This window comes from Actinomycetospora aeridis (genome assembly GCF_037400275.1).
In the GTDB taxonomy this organism is placed as follows: domain Bacteria; phylum Actinomycetota; class Actinomycetes; order Mycobacteriales; family Pseudonocardiaceae; genus Actinomycetospora; species Actinomycetospora aeridis.
Genome location: NZ_JBBEGL010000017.1, coordinates 23,635 through 39,904, shown reverse-complemented (window position 1 = coordinate 39,904; position 16,270 = coordinate 23,635). Strand labels below are relative to the sequence as shown.

The window sequence follows — 16,270 nt, the reverse complement described above, 5'->3', positions numbered from 1 at the left end:
CGTCGGCGTCGTTCTCGCAAGCTGATTCGAGGAGGCGTACGGAAGCGTCCGGCGCAGCTCGTCATCACGATCGATCGGACTGTCGGTCCTCGCCCCTACCGTGCCTGCGTTGTCACTGAAGGTGGGGTATGCGAGTGGCTCGCAAGGTGTCCGAGATCCTCTCGCTGATCGAGGCGGACGGTTGGTACCTCGTGGCGACCCGTGGCAGTCACCGCCAGTTCAAGCATCCGATCAAAGCCGGGCGCACCACGGTCGCGGGCAAGCCGAGCGACACGTTGCACCCGCGTACCGAGCAGAGCATCCTCGAGCAGGCCGGCCTGGAGCGGAGGACATCGTGACCGGATATGTCGTCGTGGTCGAGCGCGACGAGAGCGGTGGCTACAGCACCTGGAGCCCGGACCTCCCGGGATGCGTGGCTGCTGCGGCCGACTACGACGAGTGCTTGCAGCTGATGACGGAGGCTGTACGGATGCATGTCGACGGCCTTCGTGAAGACGGCGACCCCGTGCCGCTCCCCACGGCGTACGCAGCGCTCGTCGTTCCAGCTGCCTAGTGCCCCCATCACTCGGTGCTCGTGGGCCCGCCGACGCTCATCACACGCCGCTCCGGCCGTAGAGGCCGTTGAGAAGCCGCTTCACCAGCGACGGTTGGTGCTCCTGGAACTCACCGCGTAGCAAGGCCTGCAACAGCTTGTACTGCGTCTCGTCACCGATCATGGGCCGCCACACCGAGACGAAGGGCTCCCGTCCTCGATGCTCGCCCGCCTCGGTGCCGAGCTGGTCGGACATGCCGTCGGCCCAGATTCTCCAGGTCGCGTCCCCGATCCACCCTGCGCACCGCATTTCGCACTGGTCTTCGCAGAGTCGCAAGTAGGCGCGGACAACCTTCTCGTCCTCAGCGCGCTGAATCATGCTTTGCTCGCCCTTGAGCGCGCTCAGCGACAGCCCGTCCATCAGTGACCACGCTGGACATAGACGGCCTCGAACTGGTCTGCAGCATCGGTGCGGACCGTAGTCCAGGTCCGAACTCCACGACCTTGGGGTCGGCGGTGCCCCAGTGTGATCGCTGCAGGTGCTCCATCGACCCCACCAGGTGAGGGCGACGGAGCACTGGGAGCGATCACTGCATCGCCGTGTGCCCGGCCACGCCGCGACCGGCCCGAGAAGCGCTGTTCACCAGCCCCGCTCGCGCCACTCCGGCAGCTTCGGGCGCTCGGTGCCCAGCGTCGTGTCGTCGCCGTGGCCCGGGTAGACATGCGTGTCGTCGCCCAACTGCCCGAAGACCTTCGCCTCGAGGTCGTCCAGCAGCGACGTGAACTCCGCCGGCCCGGCCGTCTTGCCCGGGCCGCCGGGAAAGAGCGAGTCGCCGGTGAAGAGGTGCCCGGAGCCCGCGGGGTCGCGGTAGAGCAGCGCGATGGAGCCGGGGGTGTGGCCGTCGAGGTGGATGATCTCCACCCGCGACCCGCCGAACTCGACGGTGTCGCCGTCGCCGACGGTGTGGTCGGGCGCCACGGGCAGCTCGGGGGCGTCCTGCTCGCCGGCGTAGGTCGTGGGGGAGAGGGCCTTGACGGCGTCCTCGAGGGACTGCACGTGGTCCCAGTGCTTGTGCGTCGTCGCCAGGCGCTTCACCTTGCCGCGCTCGGCGACGGTGTCGACGGTGTCGAGCAGGCGGTCGATCTCGTTGGCGGCGTCGATGAGCAGCGTCTCGCCGGAGGCGTGGTCGACGAGCAGATAGGCGTTGTTGTCCATCGGCCCGACCGACACCTTGGTGATCGAGACGTCCCGCAGGTCGCGCCGGGCGGCGGGGCCGCCGGGCTCGACGTGGCCGGTGTACTGGTCGAGGAGGTCCACGGCGGGGAGCCTAGCGCCGCACGGGCTTGTGGCCCGCCTTGCGCAGCGCGTCGGGGCTCAGCGTCTCCCCGCAGTCCTCGCAGCGCGGGATCTCGTCCTCGCTCATCACCACGGCACGGTGCCGGCACCCGCCGCCCGCGTCACCGCTCCAGCCCTTCCGGGAGCGCAGCCGCGCCAGGTCCGACGGATCGACCTCGTCCATGGCCTCCATCCTGCCCGCGCACCGTCAGGGACGGGGGCGCCCGCGGCTGATCACGCCTTCCAGGCCGGGTCACGGCCGGCGACGGCCACGACGCGGTCGAGCAGCGGCGCCCCCGGGTCGACCTCCACGAGGGGCCCGAACGCCCCCATCTGACGGCCGAGCGGCGTGAGCTGGGTGAGCGCCTCGAGGACCTCCGCGAGGAGCGCGTCGTCCCACGTCACGGGCTCGCCCACGGCGCGCGCGAGGTCCCAGGCGTGCAGGACGAGCTCGCAGAGCGCCATCGTGCCGACGACCGGCGACGGGAGCTCCGAGCTGGTCATGGTGGTCGTGCCCCGCCAGGCCTCCGGGTCGGCGAAGACGGCCACGAGGTCGTCGCGCGCGGCACCGAGCGAGGCCGGCCAGTCTCCGGTGGCCGACGGCGACCCGGGCTCGGGCGGCGCCCCGCGACCGGCGCCCGCGAGCACGGGCGTCCAGGTCATCATGTGCTCGGCGAGGTCGCGGACGGTCCAGCCCTCGCAGGGCGCCGGCGCGTCCAGGTGCTCGGCGGCGAGGGCCACGAGCTCCTCGTGCGGAGCCGCCGCGGCGACGACGAGGTGCGGGCGGGGCGTGAAGTCGGGGAACACGACGCAGGACGCTAGCCAGCACCGACGGCCCGGGTCATGGAGGAACACGACAGATGCGCGATCCGCGCGAGCTCGGCGGGCACTGGCGCACCGCCCAGCGGATCGCCGTGCACGAGCCCGACGAGCGTCTCGCGCCCTGGGTCGAACGGCTCTGGACGGCCTCCTGGGACTACGCGGAGCCCTACCGCCAGAAGATCGTCCCGCTGCCGCAGGTGCACGTCTCCGTCATCGGTGACGGGGAACCGCGGGTGGTCGGCCCGCGGAGCCGGCACATGGTGCGGGTCCTGGAGGGTCGCGGCTCCGTGGTCGGGGCCGCGTTCCGGCCGGGCGTCTTCCGGGCGCCGGCGGGCGGGCCGGTCACCGCACTGGTCGACCGCGAGTTCGACGCCGCCGCCGTCCTCGGGGAGGGGCCGCGCTGGGAGGGTGACCTGGGCGCCTGGCTGGGGGCCCGTCTACCGACCGGGGCTCCGGCGCGCGCGGCGCAGGAGGCCGGCGACCTCGTCGCGCGGGTCGCCGCGGACCCGGCGATCGCGCGCGTCGACCGGCTCGCCGCGGACGCGGGCCTCGGGATGCGCACCGTGCAGCGGCTCTTCGCCGAGCACGTGGGGCTCGGGCCCAAGTGGGTCATCCGGCGCTACCGGCTGGAGGAGGTCGTGGGCCGGCTCGAGGCCGGCGGACGGGTCGACTGGGCGGACCTCGCCGCCACGCTCGGCTACGCCGACCAGGCCCACCTCTCGCGCGACTTCGCGGACCTGTTCGGCGAACCGCCCACCTGGTACGCCCGGCGATATCCGGCGCACGGCTGACACGGACGGCCCAACCGGTCGCCGCCCCGGACGCCCGACCTGTCGCGCGGCACCGAGGCCGGGCGGCCGTTGTCGGGGGTCGCTCCTAGCATGGAGTGGACCGGGGGAAGAGACGCTCGACGCGGCGTGTTGACACCCCGGCGCGTCTCGCCCCGAGCCTGGAGGCCCCGCACGTGGTCGATCGTCTCGTCGTCCAGGGCGCCCGTGAGCACAACCTCACGGGCGTCGATCTCGACCTGCCCCGCGACAGTCTGGTCGTCTTCACCGGACTGTCCGGCTCCGGCAAGTCGAGCCTGGCGTTCGACACGATCTTCGCCGAGGGTCAGCGCCGCTACGTCGAGTCGCTGTCGGCCTACGCGCGCCAGTTCCTGGGGCAGATGGACAAGCCCGACGTCGACTTCATCGAGGGCCTCTCGCCCGCGGTGTCGATCGACCAGAAGTCCACGAGCCGCAACCCCCGGTCCACGGTCGGCACCATCACCGAGGTCTACGACTACCTGCGTCTGCTCTACGCGCGCGCCGGCACGCCCCACTGCCCGACCTGCGGCGAGATCATCTCGAAGCAGACGCCACAGCAGATCGTCGACCAGGTGCTCGAGATGGAGCCGGGCCGCCGGTTCCAGGTGCTCGCGCCGGTCATCCGCGGGCGCAAGGGCGAGTACGTCGACCTGTTCAGCCAGCTCCAGGGCCAGGGCTACTCCCGCGTCCTCGTGGACGGCACCGTGTATCCGCTCGCAGAGCCGCCGACGCTGAAGAAGCAGGAGAAGCACGACATCGCGGTCGTGGTCGACCGTCTGTCGGTGAAGTCGAGCGCCAAGCAGCGCCTCACCGACTCGGTCGAGACCGCGCTGCGCCTGGCCGAGGGCATCCTCGTGCTCGACTTCGTCGACCTCCCCGACGACGACCCGGACCGCGAGCGCCGCTTCTCCGAGCGGATGGCGTGCCCGAACGGCCACCAGCTCCAGGTCGACGACCTCGAGCCCCGCGCCTTCTCCTTCAACTCGCCCTACGGCGCCTGCCCGACGTGCGCCGGCCTGGGCATCAAGAAGGAGGTCGACCCGGAGCTGCTGGTGCCGGACGACGAGCTCTCGCTCGCCGACGGCGCGATCGCGCCGTGGGCCATCGGCCAGTCCGCCGAGTACTTCACCCGCCTGCTCACGGCGCTGTCGGAGCAGGTCGGCTTCCGCATGGACACTCCGTGGCGCAAGCTGCCCGCCCGGGTGCAGAAGGCGGTGCTGCACGGCTCCGAGGACCAGGTGCACGTGCGCTACCGCAACCGCTACGGCCGCGAGCGCTCGTACTACGCCTCCTTCGAGGGCGTCGTCCCGTTCCTCGAGCGCCGGCTCGACCAGGCCGAGTCCGACAGCGCGCGCGAGCGCTACGAGGGCTACATGCGCGACGTCCCGTGCCCCGCCTGCGGCGGCACGCGCCTCAAGCCCGAGATCCTCGCGGTGACGCTGCGCCACGAGTCGCTGGGCGACCGTTCGATCGCCGACGTCTGCGCGCTCTCGGTGGCCGACTGCGCCGAGTTCATGAAGGGCCTCGTCCTCGGCCAGCGCGAGCAGGTCATCGCCGGGGCGGTGCTCAAGGAGGTCGACGCCCGGTTGGGCTTCCTGCTCGACGTCGGGCTCGACTACCTGTCCCTCGCCCGCGCCGCCGCGACGCTCTCGGGCGGCGAGGCGCAGCGCATCCGGCTCGCCACGCAGATCGGGTCCGGGCTGGTCGGGGTGCTCTACGTCCTCGACGAGCCGTCGATCGGGCTGCACCAGCGCGACAACCGCCGGCTGATCGAGACGCTGTCCCGGCTGCGCGACCTCGGCAACACGCTGATCGTCGTCGAGCACGACGAGGACACCGTGCGCGCCTCCGACTGGGTGGTCGACATCGGCCCCGGCGCCGGCGAGCACGGCGGGCGTGTCGTCTACTCCGGGCCGGTCGAGGGGCTGGAGAAGAGCACGGAGTCGCTCACCGGGGCCTACCTGTCGGGCCGCGAGCAGATCCCGGTGCCGCAGATCCGGCGCCCCGTCGACAAGAAGCGCCAGGTCGGCGTCGTCGGCGCCCGCGAGCACAACCTCCGCGACGTCGACGTCTCGTTCCCGCTGGGCTGCCTGGTCTCGATCACCGGGGTCTCCGGGTCGGGCAAGTCGACGCTGGTCAACGACATCCTGGCCACGGTCCTGGCCAACAAGCTCAACAACGCCCGCCAGGTGCCGGGCCGGCACACCCGCGTGACGGGCCTCGAGCACCTCGACAAGCTCGTGCGGGTCGACCAGTCGCCGATCGGGCGGACGCCGCGGTCCAACCCGGCGACCTACACCGGCGTGTGGGACCACATGCGCAAGCTCTTCGCCGCCACGAACGAGGCGAAGGTTCGCGGCTACGGTCCCGGGCGGTTCTCGTTCAACGTCAAGGGCGGACGCTGCGAGGCGTGCGCGGGCGACGGCACGATCAAGATCGAGATGAACTTCCTGCCCGACGTGTACGTGCCGTGCGAGGTCTGCAAGGGCGCCCGCTACAACCGCGAGACGCTCGAGGTGCACTACAAGGGCAAGAACGTGGCCGAGGTCCTCGACATGCCGATCGAGGAGGCCGCCGAGTTCTTCAAGCCGATCGGCGCGATCCACCGCCACCTGCAGACGCTCACCGAGGTCGGCCTCGGCTACGTTCGCCTCGGCCAGCCCGCGCCGACGCTCTCCGGTGGCGAGGCGCAGCGCGTCAAGCTGGCCGCGGAGCTGCAGAAGCGCTCGATGGGCCGCACGATCTACATCCTCGACGAGCCCACCACGGGCCTGCACTTCGAGGACATCCGCAAGCTGCTCGGCGTCATCAACGGGCTGGTCGACAAGGGCAACACGGTCCTCGTCATCGAGCACAACCTCGACGTCATCAAGGTGTCCGACTGGGTGGTCGACATGGGGCCCGAGGGCGGCAACAACGGCGGTACCGTTGTCGCCCAGGGCACACCCGAGCAGGTCGCGGCGGTGCCCGAGAGCTACACGGGCCAATTCCTCGGCAAGCTCGTCGAGCCCGACGCCGGTCCTGTCCGCAAGAGCCGTGCCCGGAAGGCAGGCTGAGCCCCGCAGACGCCGGCGGGCCCGAGCCGGGCGTCGACCAGCAACAATGACCCCGTGATCCGGCACCTCGGGGCGGTTGCGGCGAGCAGAGCGCTCTCCGCCATCGAGCCCGGCCGCCGGCTCCACCGCCGCTCCGGCACCGTCGCCCTCGGGCGGGACCCGGACGAGGCCCGGTGACCGGCCCTGCGGTCTCGGTGGTGATCTGTGCGTACACCGAACGCCGCTGGCCGGACCTCGTCGCCGCGGTGGCCTCGATCCGGGAGCAGGACCGGCCCGCGGCAGAGATCCTCCTCGTCGTCGATCACAACCCGTCCCTCGCCGCCCGCGCCCGGGTCGTCCTGTCCGACGTCGCGGTGCGGGAGAGCCCCCGACGGCGCGGCCTCTCCGGGGCGCGGAACACGGCCCTCGATCATGCGACGGGCGACATCGTGGTCTTCATCGACGACGACGCCTGCGCGCGGCCCGACTGGTTGGCGCAACTGGTGGCGCCGTACGCCGACCCGAGCACGCTGGCGGTCGGAGGGCTCGCCGTCCCGCGGTGGCCGTCCGGGGAGGCACCGGCCGTCCTCCCCCCGGAGCTCTGGTGGATCGTCGGCTGCAGTTTCACCGGGCAGCACCCTGCGTCGACGGGTGAGGGCGTCGTCGACGTGCGCAACGTGATGGGGTGCTCGATGTCGTTCCGCCGCTCGGTGCTCGTCGCCGTCGGTGGGTTCGCCGAGGACATGGGTCGCGTCGGCGCGACGCCCCTGGGCTGTGAAGAGACCGATGTCTGCATCCGCCTGCGACAGCGCCATCCCGAGGGTCGGATCGTGCTCACCCCGGCCGGCGTGGTCGATCACCGTGTCGGGGCGGATCGGGTCGGGTGGGGGTACCTCCTGCGGCGTTCGTGGTCGGAGGGCGTGTCGAAGGCGGTTCTCGCGCGCCGTGTCGGTGCCGCCGACGGCCTGTCGACGGAGCGTTCGTACGTGCTCGAGGTCCTGCCCGGCGCGCTGCGGCGCGAGCTCCGGTGCGGCGCGCGGGCGTGGATCGGGGGACAGGCGAGCGAGGCGGGCCGCCGGGGGAGCGCCGCGGCCGCGGTCGTGCTCGCCCTCGCGGCGACCGCGGCGGGCTACCTCCGCGGACGGGTGGGGCGGAGGCGGCGGAGCCGATGACCTCGGAGGGGGGAACGCCCGGCGGGGAGTCCACGACCCCCATGACCTCGTGGCGCGACACGTCCGGCGACGGCGTTGCGCTGGCGCTCTCCGTCGGCGGCGCCGCGGTCGTGGGCCTGGTGAGCTGGGTGCTGGCCGCACGGGTCCTGGATCCCGGCGAGCTGGGCACCGCCGCCGCGTTCGTCTCCGCAGTCCTGCTCGTCGCCGGGTGCACCGACCTCAACCTCGGCATCGCCGTCATGCGCTGGCTGCCGCGAGCCGGCGGCGCGAGCCGCACCGTCGTCCTGCGTGCGGCTGGGGCGGTCGCCGTCATGGCGGGGGTCGTCGGGTTCGTCTACGTGCAGCTGCCCGCCGCGTCCCTCGTCGTGGACGCCGCGGCGGGTCCGGGCGGTGACCGCGCGCTCGCCGTCGGGCTGTTCACCCTCACGGTGGTGCTCTACGCGCTGCTCCAGCACCAGGACTACGTGCTCGTCGGGGTCCGGCGGGCCTGGTGGGCACCGGCCAGGATCGGGCTCCTCGGCGTCATCCGTGTGAGCCTCCTGGTGGGGCTCGGCGCAGGGCTGACCACCGTCGGCGTCGTGTGGTCCTGGTTGGTCCCCACCACGGTCGCCGTCCTCGTCGGCTCCCTCGTCATCGCCCGTGCGCTCGTCGCCAGGACCCGGGTCGACGATGCCCTGTACCGGCTGCCGACGCGGCGCGAGGCGGTCGCCTTCCTCGGCCCCACCTACGTGGGGAAGGTCGCGACCGCGGTCCTCTACAACCAGGTGCCGCTGCTGGTGACGTTCCGCTTCGGCGTCGAGCCCGGTGCGGCCTTCTTCGTGGTGTGGCAGGCGGTGACGGTCGTCGACGTCGTCGCGCTCTACTTCGTGGCCCCGCTGACCGCCGCCGTCGCCCGCCACCCGGAGCTCGCCGACGAACTCTCCCGCGCGGTGCGCCGGCGACTCCTGCTGCTCCTCGTGCCGGCTCTCGTCGTCGCGGCCGGCTTCTCCTGGTCGATCCTCGGCCTCTTCGGCCCGTCGTACCGTGCGGCCGCACCGGTCCTCGTGCTGATGCTCGCCGGCTCCGCGTGCCGCCTCCTGGTGATCCACCGGGTCGGCGAGCACCAGGCGCGAGGCCGCGCGCTGCGCTACGCCCGGCTGGCCGTCGTGAACACCCTGCTGGTGCTCGGCGTCGCGCTCGTGGCACCGGCCGGGACGCCGGAGCTCCCGGGCCTCCTGCTCCCGATCGCGGCAGGGTTCGCCCTCGTGCAGGCGGGCTGCGGGGTGGTGGTCGTCCTGCGCCGGAGGGCCGAGCGACCGGGGGCCGACCTGCCGCCCGGCCCGGCACCGCGCGACGGCACGCGGGAGCAGCACGATCGTGCGGACAGTGACGGCTAGGTCCGCTCGTGTGATGACCGGCGGCGGCCGTCGGTCGCTGCCGCCGCTTCTGTCCGGCTGTCGGCTACTAGGAGTATCAACAGAGCCGATCGTCTCGCTACGATTCCCCCGGTTGAGTGGTCGAGGGGGGACAGGGTGGAGCTCATCGGTGCCGGACCCGGCTGGTCCCGGCTCGCCGTGCGACCGTTTCGGGCCGGCGGTCCCGCCCCGATCGTCCGCGTCCCCTGGGCGACCCCGCGCCGACCGCGCGTCAGCGTCGTGATCCCGACCCTGGACGAGGAGGCCAACATCGGATGGGTCCTCGGTCGGATCGACGCGTCCGTCGAGGAGGTCATCGTCGTGGACGGGCGGTCGCGAGACGCGACGGTCGACGTCGCGCGGCGGTCGCGACCTCAGGTGCGGATCCTGGAGCAGCCGTTGCCGGGGAAAGGGGCCGCGCTCGCGCTCGGGCTCTGCGCCGCGTCCGGCGACATCGTCGTCATGATGGACGCCGACGGCTCGATGGACCCGCGGGAGATCCCCGCGTTCGTGCAGTCACTGCTCGGCGGCGCCGATCTCGTCAAGGGCTCCCGGACCGTGAGGGGCGGCGGGTCGCACGACATCTCGGCGCTGCGGCGCTGTGGCAACCGGGTGCTGATCGGTCTGACCAACGGCACGTACCGCCAACGGTGGAGCGAGCTCTGCTACGGCTACGCCGCGCTCTGGACCGACATCGTCCCCGTGCTCGAGCTCGCGGCACTGGCCTGTCCGGCCCCGGGACCCGCTCGGCGCCTGCGCGCCGACTACGGGCACGGGTTCGAGATCGAGGCTCTCATCTTCTGTCGCGCGGCCCGTGCCGCGCTCCGGATCGCCGAGGTGCCCAGCTTCGAGTACCGCCGCCGCAGCGGTGCGTCCCACCTGCGTCCCTGGCGCGACGGATGGCGCGTCCTGCAGGCGGTGACGCGGGAGCGCACGTGGACGTCGGGACACGCAGGTCTTCCCGCAGCGACGGACACCTGATCACCGATCCGGTGCCGGCGAGCCCGCTCAGGACTCCCACACGCTCCACGGCGCGCGCCCGGACGCCCACAGGTCGTTGAGCTCGACGAGGTCGCGGTGGGTGTCCATGCCGTGCCAGAAGTCGTGGTGCTCGTACACGGAGAGCTCGTTGTCGCGCGCCAGCTTGCGCAGGGGCTCGCGCTCGAGGACGAGGTCGTCCTCGTCGGTGAGGTAGTCGAAGACCGTCCGCTCGAAGACGAAGAAGCCACCGGACACCAGGCGGGTCGAGATGTCCGGCTTCTCGTTGAACTCGACGACGGTGCTGTCCACGATCTCCATCTCGCCGAAAGGGCTCGTCGGGTGCACTCCGGTCACGGTCGCGACCCGGGCGTGCGATCGATGGTGGTCCAGGAGGGCGTGCAGGTCCACGGGCCCGATGCCGTCGCCGTAGGTGCACATGAACGTGTCGGCGTCCAGGTAGTCGCGGACGCGCTTGAGCCGGCCCCCGGTGCCGGTGAGCAGGCCCGTCTCGGCGCAGAGGATGTCCCACGGCTCGACGCCCGGCCGGTTGACGAACTCCGGCGCGGAGGCACCGGAGAGGTCGATGCGGAGGTCGGCGAGCTGGGTCCGGTAGGTGAGGAAGAAGTGCTTGACGACCTCGCTCCGATACCCGAGGCAGAGGACGAACCGGCGGAAACCGTAGTGGCCGTAGAGCTTCATGATGTGCCACAGCAGCGGCTGCTCGCCGACGCGGACCATCGGCTTGGGGATCCGCTCGGTCTCCTCGCGCAGCCGGGTGCCCAGGCCGCCGGCCAGGATGACGACCGGGATGTCGGCCGTGGAGGAGTGGTCCGGAGCTGGCATGGCGGTGTCCTCCCGGCGCCGTGGTGACGGGGACGATGTCCCGCGACGGACCCGACGGCCCGTCGTCGCTCGCTACGCCCCCCGGAGCAGGAGTATCGCGCCTGTGGCCGGTGTTCGCTACGCTCTGGAGCCTATCGAGGCCCCACAACGGCGGAACGCTCATCGAACGTCGGCATCACGGGCACAGTCCCCGCTTCATCGGTCACGGTAGGTCGCAAGCACCGCCGGACGAGTGATGGAGGTGGTCGTGGTCGACAGCGATCCGGGCGGCGCTCGACTCAAGGTCCTCTACGTCGCCGGCTGGGGGCGCAGCGGCACGACGCTGATGGACAACGTCCTCGGGGCGCACGACGGGGTGTTCACCGCGGGGGAGATCACCCGCCTCTGGGAGCTCGGTTACCTCGAGGGCCGGCGCTGTGGCTGCGGCGACCCCGTGGTCGGGTGCGCGTTCTGGGCTCCCGTGCTGCGCCGGGCGTTCGGCGACCAGCCTCCCGACCCGCGGCGGTTGGCGGCCCTGCAGCACGGGTCGCTCGGAGTGCTGCGCACCGGCGCGCTCCTCGCCGCGGCACGCTCGGGTCGGTCGACGGACGAGGCCACGGGATACGCCGACATCCTGTCCCGCCTCTACCGCGCCATCGCCGCCACGACCGGGTGCCGGGTCGTCGTCGACGCGTCGAAGCGCCCCCCGGACGCGATCTTGACGGCGATGGCGTCCGGCGTCGAGCCCTACCTGCTGCACATGGTGCGGGACCCCCGGGCCTGTGCCTACTCGTGGCAGCGCACCGTGACCGACCCGTCGGCCGACGGGACGCGGATGCACCGCCACGGACGGCTGATGAACGTCGGGCACTGGGTGAGCTGGAACGTGCTCATCGAACGCCTGACGCAGCTCCTGCCTCCGGGCCGCGTCCTGCGCGTCCGGTACGAGGACTTCATGTCCGCGCCGCGCGACGTCGTCGGCGCGGTCGTGGACTGGCTGGGCGAGCCGGTCACCGACGGCCCGTTCCTCGACGACCGGACCGTCGACCTGCCGCCGAACCACACGATCGCCGGCAACCCGGGCCGGTTCCGCACCGGCGAGGTAGGCGTGCGCCTCGACGACGCGTGGGTCACCGAGCAGGGACGCCTCGACCGGTATGTCACGACCGCGCTGGCGTCCCCCTGGTTGCGCCACTACGGGTACTCGTGGGGGAGGCCGACGGCCCGGAGCGACGTCTCCCTCACCGCGGTATCGCGAGCGGATCGACCGCGGGGGGCCGGAGGGTGAGCGACGCTTTCGGCAGGTGGAACTGGGACGGGGTGGCCGGCGAGGGTGGCTCCGTGGTCGCCCGCCGGGACGGCGGTGAGCTCTACGAGCTGTTCGGCGCACTCGCCCGCACGACGTTCCTGGAGGCGGTCATCGGCGACCTCGCCCCGGGGTCGGTCTTCGAGGTCGGGTGTGGCAAGGGCCAGTGGCTCCAGCTCCTCAAGGAGCGTGGGTTCGACGCGACCGGTGGGGACCGCAGCGCGCACATGGTGGAGCAGGCCAGGAAGGTGGACGGTCGGGTCACGCAGTTCGACGCTGCGGCCATCCCGTTCCCGGACCGTTCGTTCGACAACGTCCTGACGGTGACCGTGCTGCAGCACCTCGCCGACCCGACCCGCGCGATCGCCGAGATCTCCCGGGTCGCGAGGTCCCGTGTGATCGTCCACGAGATGACCCGGAGCGCCGTGCCGAGCGCGCTCAGCCCCGGGACCAGGGCCCGCTCCGCGTCCTGGTTCGAGAACGCGTTCGCCGAGCACGGCCTGCGCCTGCGGCCCGAGCTGACCCGGCGGACCGCGCGGCCGAAGCCCACCAACCTGGCCGGCCTGATGCCCCGGGGGACCGCCGGCGTCCTGTGGCTGCCACGCGCCCTCGGCCTGCTCGCCGCGGTCCACCAGTGGCTGGTCTTCGAGCGCTGACCCGACGGTGGGGTCGTGGGAGCGGCTGCCCCCGGCGACCTCGACCCCGACGGTGAGGCGGCCCGTTCAGGAGAGCAGGAACGGACCCATCACGGCGGCCAGGGTCGCGAGCAGGACCAGCACCAGAAGGACCGCGACGAGGTCGAGCCCGTGCACGACCCGGCGCTGTGTCCTCCGCACCCGGTACTCCGGCCAGACCGCCTCCGTCAGACCCACCCGCGTGCCGAGGACGGCGAGGAACCCGAGGCAGACGATGGTTCCGACGACGGTCATCGGGGGACCTCCCTTCCCAGGACGACGATGTCGCCGTCGTCGCGGAGCGCGCGGTACTGGCCGGTCGCGAGGATCGCGTTCACGGCCGCACGGCTCCAGCCCGGCGGCGCGTTGTGGAGGACGACACCCTCGGCCTCCATGCTCGGCAGGACCAGCACGATGTCCGGACGATCCCGGCGGAGGCATCCCACGACGTCGTCGCCCAGCCTGGCGCACTCGGGCGCCGACCCCACCTGGACGGTGTCCGCGGCACGGGTGAGGCGCATCGGGCCGGTGTTCGCGAGCCGCAGGATGCGCGCGCCCGGAGGGGCGGCGTCCAGCACCTCGCGGCTGACGGCGACCTCGCGCGCCGTCACCCCGAGATAGGCCTCGTTGCCCCCGCGCAGGACGACGAGGGAGGCGAAGAGGGCCACGAGCCCGACCGTGAGCACCACCGGGCCCGCCCGGGGACGGCGACGGGCTGCCTCGCGGATCGCCTCGGCGCCCAGGACGGCCAGGAAGGGCAGCGAGTACAGCAGCACCCGCAGGAGGATCTCGCCGCCGTAGCTCTGCCCGAGGACGAGTCCCGCGGGCACGGCAGCGAGGAGGGCGATCAGCCACGACCCGTTCCGTCGTCGACGCACCCACGCCCCGGCCACGGCGAGGGCCACCGTGGCCAGGGCCATGACGACGCGCCCGGCCTTGATCACGAGCTGGCCGGGGTCGCCGACGAACCTGCCGAACAGCGCCTCCGCGAGGGCCCCGACCAGGTCGCCGAGGTCGCCGATCGCGAGGTCCAGCCGGGACGTCCAGAACTCCCGGGCTCCCAGGACGAACCAGGTCAGCTCGACGACGACCAGCACGACGACCAGCCACCGTCCCCAGAAACGTCCGGCGAGGGCGAGCAGGACCAGCTGGGCACCCAGCGCGAACGGTGTCAGTGGGTGGTCGATCACAACGGTGACCAGGCACAGGGCGACGACGGCCCACGTCAGCAGGACCTGGTCGACGTCGCGGTCCGGCCGCCGGACGGGGAGCAGGGCGGTCGCGACGATGCGGCGCAGCCACGGTGCGCGGGGACTGTCCGGCGCGGGCACGGGCCAGGTGCCCCCCGCGGGGTCGCCGCGGGTGGTGGCCAGCGGGCCGACGAGGCAGGCCAGGAGCGCGAGGGTCAGGACGATGACGGTGGCCTGGGGCGAGAAGTAGTCCTGCTCGATCCAGTTCGCGCCGAGGAAGAGCCAGACGGCGACCCACGGGCCGCGGACCCCGCCGAGCAGGGGACGCGCGATGGCGTGGACCGCCACGGCCCAGACGGCGACGACAACGGGAGGTGTCCAGCGCAGGACACCGTCCAGGGCGAGCCCGCCGGAGGCCTCCGAGAGCCAGGCCCACTGGGCGAAGAACCCCGGCCAGGCGAAGCGGGAGTCCACCCCGCTGGGGATCTGGCCCGTCTCCACGATCGCCTCGATGAAGCCGAGGTGGACCCACGCGCTCGGGACACGGGCCGCCGACTCGACCAACGACGGCAGGCCGGTGGTGCACAGGACGAGGACCGCGGTCGTCCCGACGAGGACCGCGCTGCGCGGACGGGCACGGAGGATCTCGGTGGCGCACGCGACGACGGCGAGGACGATGGCCGCCCACGCCCACAGGGGGAGCACCGTGGCGAGGCCGAGCCCGCCCATGCCGTCGAGTCGGGTAGCCCGGACGACCATCGGCAGGCACGCCAGCGCCGCCAGGGCGAGCACCACCGGCAGGGCGTCGGCCGGGGTCACGGTGCGCTGGGCGGCGGGCCGGTGGGACGTCGCCGGCGCCGTGGCCGGGCGCGATCGCAGCGTGGCCAGGCGGCGGGAGCCCTCGCTCGACGTCGGGATCGCCACGTCACGCTCCTCGGTGTGCAGCGAGCCGGGAGCCGGCGGCGCGACGGAGGCGGGCGACCGGGCCTGCGACGTCGCCGGCGATCACGTCGAGGCGGCGGACACGCCCACCCGGTGCGCGACGCAGCTCACGCAGGAACGCCTTCTGGACCGCGAAGTCCTGGGGGCGGGCGAAGGCGAAGGCGCTGGTGGGCACCAGCCGGGCGGCCGCGAGGCTCTCGCGCTGTCCCAGGAACCCGCCCGAGGCCGTCAGCGCCACGATGAGGTCGATGTCGCCCACGAAGGTCTTCTCGGCGACGAACCCGTCGGTGGCGTCGAAGGCGGAGCGCCGGAACGTCACGCCCGCCGTCTGACCGACAGGGTTCGCCCCGGCGCGCACCACGCGGCGGACGACCTCGCTGCGGGTGCGCGGCCCGAGGAGGCCGCGCAGGAAGCGCGCCGGGACCACGATGCGTCCGTCACGGTCGATCAGGTGCTGGCGGGAGGCGACGACGGCCAGGCCGGGGTCGTCCCGGAGCGCCGCGGCCTGGAGCTCGAGGCAGCGAGGGTGCAGCAGGTCGTCGTCGCACAGGAGCTTCACCAGCGGTGCCCGGGTGAGGCGCACCGCCGTGTTCCAGTTCTCGGTCAGGGGCAGCACCTCCGGGTTGGTCTCGATCCGGAGACGCGGGTCGCGGTAGGAGGCGGCGATCTCCCCGGAGCGGTCCGGGCTGCAGTTGTCGAGCACGACGAGCTCGAAGTCGGTGAACGTCTGCGCGAGAACGCTCTCGATGGCGACCGCGAGGTGCTCCTCCCCGCGGTAGACCGGGATGCAGACCGAGACCGGGGGCGTCATCGGGGACGGATCGCGTGTCGGAGGAGGACGGGCACCACGACGACCACGAGGGCCGCGAGGCCGGCCAGGGGGTGCCACTGGCCGAGACGCAGCATCACCACGGCACCGAGGGCGCCGACGGCGCACCCGAGCGCGGCCGCCACCGCCCAGACGAGCGCCGGTGCCGCGCCGCGGAGGAAGCCGGCGACCGCCCAGCCCGGGCCCAGCAGCATGAACGTCACGGTCGCGACGGCCCGGACGACGCCGGTGACCTCGAGAGCCGCCAGGACGCCGGCGACGACGCCGAGCGCCGCGAGCACGCCGCAGGCCCATCGACGGTGCCTGACCAGCGTGTCGTCGAGCTCCGACACCGGAGCCGCTGCCGTCATGTGGCTTCCCCCCACGAGTCGCGCCCGACGCCGGGGAGTATGGCCCGTGTGAGGCAATGTCGCTACGGTCCGGAGC

General features: G+C 72.8%; 19 protein-coding genes. 10 read left to right on the top strand and 9 right to left on the bottom strand.

The window, feature by feature from the left end; genetic code table 11:
- Positions 1–134: 134 nt before the first annotated feature.
- Together WCD41_RS30195 and WCD41_RS30190 are read left to right on the top strand one after the other, a co-directional pair.
- Complete coding sequence (locus tag WCD41_RS30195) at positions 135–338, top strand: type II toxin-antitoxin system HicA family toxin (protein WP_337718956.1); 204 nt, start codon at positions 135–137, stop codon at positions 336–338.
- Entirely contained in the window at positions 335–553 is a 219-nt protein-coding gene (locus WCD41_RS30190) for a type II toxin-antitoxin system HicB family antitoxin (protein ID WP_337718955.1), read from the top strand. Before WCD41_RS30195 ends, WCD41_RS30190 begins: the two co-directional genes overlap by 4 nt.
- Positions 554–593: 40 nt before the next feature.
- Here WCD41_RS30190 and WCD41_RS30185 read toward each other — a convergent pair whose 3' ends face one another.
- The 4 genes from WCD41_RS30185 to WCD41_RS30170 form a co-directional block, all read right to left on the bottom strand.
- Complete coding sequence (locus WCD41_RS30185) at positions 594–953, bottom strand: hypothetical protein (RefSeq protein WP_337718954.1); 360 nt, start codon at positions 951–953, stop codon at positions 594–596.
- 219 nt (positions 954–1,172) lie between these two features.
- Positions 1,173–1,850: an MBL fold metallo-hydrolase gene (locus WCD41_RS30180; RefSeq protein WP_337718953.1), complete on the bottom strand. Its 678-nt coding sequence runs from the start codon at positions 1,848–1,850 to the stop codon at positions 1,173–1,175.
- Positions 1,851–1,860: 10 nt separating this feature from the next.
- Complete coding sequence (locus WCD41_RS30175) at positions 1,861–2,052, bottom strand: hypothetical protein (protein WP_337718952.1); 192 nt, start codon at positions 2,050–2,052, stop codon at positions 1,861–1,863.
- 50 nt (positions 2,053–2,102) lie between these two features.
- Entirely contained in the window at positions 2,103–2,675 is a 573-nt protein-coding gene (locus WCD41_RS30170) for a TIGR03086 family metal-binding protein (RefSeq protein ID WP_337718951.1), read from the bottom strand.
- Between the two features lie 53 nt (positions 2,676–2,728).
- Here WCD41_RS30170 and WCD41_RS30165 point away from each other — a divergent pair, with 53 nt between their 5' ends.
- The 6 genes from WCD41_RS30165 (at position 2,729) to WCD41_RS30140 (ending at position 10,081) form a co-directional block, all read left to right on the top strand.
- Positions 2,729–3,481, top strand: coding sequence for a helix-turn-helix domain-containing protein (locus WCD41_RS30165; RefSeq protein ID WP_337718950.1), 753 nt, complete (start codon positions 2,729–2,731; stop codon positions 3,479–3,481).
- A 173-nt stretch (positions 3,482–3,654) separates the two neighbouring features.
- Positions 3,655–6,555, top strand: a complete 2,901-nt coding sequence (uvrA, locus tag WCD41_RS30160) for an excinuclease ABC subunit UvrA (protein WP_337718949.1) — start codon at positions 3,655–3,657, stop codon at positions 6,553–6,555.
- Positions 6,556–6,609: 54 nt separating this feature from the next.
- Positions 6,610–6,732, top strand: a complete 123-nt coding sequence (locus WCD41_RS30155) for a hypothetical protein (RefSeq protein ID WP_337718948.1) — start codon at positions 6,610–6,612, stop codon at positions 6,730–6,732.
- On the top strand, positions 6,729–7,706 hold the full coding sequence (locus WCD41_RS30150; protein WP_337718947.1) for a glycosyltransferase family 2 protein: 978 nt from the start codon (positions 6,729–6,731) through the stop codon (positions 7,704–7,706). Before WCD41_RS30155 ends, WCD41_RS30150 begins: the two co-directional genes overlap by 4 nt.
- Positions 7,707–7,747: 41 nt before the next feature.
- The gene (locus WCD41_RS30145) at positions 7,748–9,082 is read left to right on the top strand and encodes a polysaccharide biosynthesis protein (protein WP_337718946.1); all 1,335 of its coding nucleotides are present in this window, start codon (positions 7,748–7,750) and stop codon (positions 9,080–9,082) included.
- Positions 9,083–9,217: 135 nt separating this feature from the next.
- Positions 9,218–10,081, top strand: coding sequence for a glycosyltransferase family 2 protein (locus WCD41_RS30140; protein ID WP_373695221.1), 864 nt, complete (start codon positions 9,218–9,220; stop codon positions 10,079–10,081).
- A 27-nt stretch (positions 10,082–10,108) separates the two neighbouring features.
- Here WCD41_RS30140 and rfbF read toward each other — a convergent pair whose 3' ends face one another.
- On the bottom strand, positions 10,109–10,924 hold the full coding sequence (rfbF, locus tag WCD41_RS30135; RefSeq protein ID WP_337718945.1) for a glucose-1-phosphate cytidylyltransferase: 816 nt from the start codon (positions 10,922–10,924) through the stop codon (positions 10,109–10,111).
- A gap of 247 nt (positions 10,925–11,171) precedes the next feature.
- Here rfbF and WCD41_RS30130 point away from each other — a divergent pair, with 247 nt between their 5' ends.
- A complete protein-coding gene (locus tag WCD41_RS30130) occupies positions 11,172–12,191 on the top strand; it encodes a sulfotransferase family protein (RefSeq protein WP_337718944.1) in 1,020 nt (339 codons plus the stop codon).
- A complete protein-coding gene (locus WCD41_RS30125; RefSeq protein ID WP_337718943.1) occupies positions 12,188–12,865 on the top strand; it encodes a class I SAM-dependent methyltransferase in 678 nt (225 codons plus the stop codon). The genes WCD41_RS30130 and WCD41_RS30125 overlap by 4 nt, the downstream gene beginning before the upstream one ends.
- 66 nt (positions 12,866–12,931) lie before the next feature.
- Here WCD41_RS30125 and WCD41_RS30120 read toward each other — a convergent pair whose 3' ends face one another.
- From WCD41_RS30120 to WCD41_RS30105, 4 genes are read right to left on the bottom strand one after another with little or no spacing between them, the layout of a single operon-like run.
- On the bottom strand, positions 12,932–13,138 hold the full coding sequence (locus WCD41_RS30120; protein WP_337718942.1) for a hypothetical protein: 207 nt from the start codon (positions 13,136–13,138) through the stop codon (positions 12,932–12,934).
- Positions 13,135–14,997, bottom strand: a complete 1,863-nt coding sequence (locus WCD41_RS30115; RefSeq protein ID WP_337718941.1) for a hypothetical protein — start codon at positions 14,995–14,997, stop codon at positions 13,135–13,137. Before WCD41_RS30115 ends, WCD41_RS30120 begins: the two co-directional genes overlap by 4 nt.
- Before the next feature lies 1 nt (position 14,998).
- Positions 14,999–15,826 carry a glycosyltransferase family 2 protein gene (locus tag WCD41_RS30110; protein WP_337718940.1) on the bottom strand — a complete coding sequence of 276 codons (828 nt, stop codon included), beginning with the start codon at positions 15,824–15,826 and terminating at the stop codon, positions 14,999–15,001.
- Positions 15,823–16,194 carry a hypothetical protein gene (locus WCD41_RS30105; RefSeq protein ID WP_337718939.1) on the bottom strand — a complete coding sequence of 124 codons (372 nt, stop codon included), beginning with the start codon at positions 16,192–16,194 and terminating at the stop codon, positions 15,823–15,825. The genes WCD41_RS30110 and WCD41_RS30105 overlap by 4 nt, the downstream gene beginning before the upstream one ends.
- Between the last annotated feature and the right edge of the window lie 76 nt (positions 16,195–16,270).

Coding starts and splice junctions, on each gene's coding strand:
- WCD41_RS30110 (WP_337718940.1), bottom strand. CDS start 15,826: ATGACGCCCCCGGTCTCGGTCTGCATCCCGGTCTACCGCGGGGAGGAG.
- WCD41_RS30145 (WP_337718946.1), top strand. CDS start 7,748: ATGACCTCGTGGCGCGACACGTCCGGCGACGGCGTTGCGCTGGCGCTC.
- WCD41_RS30105 (WP_337718939.1), bottom strand. CDS start 16,194: ATGACGGCAGCGGCTCCGGTGTCGGAGCTCGACGACACGCTGGTCAGG.
- WCD41_RS30185 (WP_337718954.1), bottom strand. CDS start 953: ATGGACGGGCTGTCGCTGAGCGCGCTCAAGGGCGAGCAAAGCATGATT.
- rfbF (WP_337718945.1), bottom strand. CDS start 10,924: ATGCCAGCTCCGGACCACTCCTCCACGGCCGACATCCCGGTCGTCATC.
- WCD41_RS30120 (WP_337718942.1), bottom strand. CDS start 13,138: ATGACCGTCGTCGGAACCATCGTCTGCCTCGGGTTCCTCGCCGTCCTC.
- WCD41_RS30175 (WP_337718952.1), bottom strand. CDS start 2,052: ATGGACGAGGTCGATCCGTCGGACCTGGCGCGGCTGCGCTCCCGGAAG.
- WCD41_RS30165 (WP_337718950.1), top strand. CDS start 2,729: ATGCGCGATCCGCGCGAGCTCGGCGGGCACTGGCGCACCGCCCAGCGG.